This window comes from Planomonospora algeriensis (genome assembly GCF_977012225.1).
The window spans coordinates 1-1,142 of record NZ_CDRNDK010000904.1; the positions used below are offsets into that span (position 1 = coordinate 1).

1 protein-coding gene and 1 pseudogene are annotated in these 1,142 nt (G+C 73.6%); both read right to left on the reverse strand.

Annotated features, from left to right (window positions below; genetic code table 11):
• Positions 1 to 373: pseudogene (locus tag ACWJ6R_RS36775) on the reverse strand (hypothetical protein); the annotation flags it as partial.
• Between the two features lie 51 nt (positions 374 to 424).
• On the reverse strand, positions 425 to 1,142 hold a 718-nt coding region (locus ACWJ6R_RS36780), incomplete at its 5' end, for a trypsin-like serine peptidase (RefSeq protein WP_449066617.1).

Here is a 1,142-nt window from a genome sequence, read left to right on the forward strand (position 1 = left end):
TGCGGGGGGCCGTCGTGCCGGTGGGCCGCTTCGTGAGCGCCGCGACCGGGCCCAGGGCGCCGGTGAGCGTGTCGAGGAGTCCGAGCGGGACGGCCTCCGCCATCCGGCGGGGGGTCCAGTAGCCGAGCACGCGGCGCTGCTCCGCCGTGCTGAGGGCGGCCGCGTGCTCGACGATGTCGGGGCGGCCTTTGTCCCCTCCGGTCCGGAGGGCCTTTTCGGGGACGTGCGCGGGGTTCCGGGAGAGGGCCGCGGCCACCGCGTCGGCGCCGGCGAGGCCGCGTCCGTGCTCGGTGGTGGTCGCGCCGGTGAGGGGGGCGCCCGTCAGCCCGATGACGAGGGGGGCGGCCGCAAGCAGGGCGAGGCTCGGGGTCATGGCCCCGAGTTTGCACTACCCAAGGTTTCCGCGTGGCTACTTTGCGTGAAGCTATGGAGCGTCGGTGCCCTGGGCGGCCTGATACACGGCCTGGGCCTCCACGCCGAAGTAGGGGCCGAACATCCAGCCGCTCGCGAAGCCGTACTTGAAGCTGTTCACCGAGTTCAGGGTGCCCAGCCCGGTGGCCTCGTCGAAGTCGAGGAACCACGGCCCGCCGCTCGACCCGCCCGTCATGTCGCAGTCCAGCCCGAGGTCGCGGGAGCTCAGGAAGTCGTCGAACGCCCGGCCGCTGCAGTAGACCAGCTCCGAGCCGTCGTAGGGGGCGGCGGAGGGGTAGCCGAAGGCGTGCATCTGCCGCCTGCGGGCCTGGTTGAAGGCGACGCCCTGGCCGCCGACCACGTCGGTCAGGCGCCGCCCGTCCAGCGGGGCCACCACGGCGGCGGCCACGTCGTGGTCGATGTCCTCGGCGTTGTTCCACCGCGGGGTGGTGTAGAGCGTGGTGGCGACCCAGGTGCCGTGCGGTCGTTGGCCGCCGTCGTAGCCCGGCACGAAGACCCAGTTGGTGTGGAATGCGCCGCCCATCTTCACGCAGTGCCCGGCGGTGATCACCGTGCTTCTGTTCTCGCTGGTCACCGCGTTGCCGGAGCAGGAGGCGTTCCGTCCCCGGTAGGTGAAGAAGACCCGTCCGGCGGTCCCGGTGACGGCTCCGCCGCGGGTCCAGGGGCGCCGCCGACGGCGCGCGCGCCCGCGCCGGGGCGCTCGCCGCGCT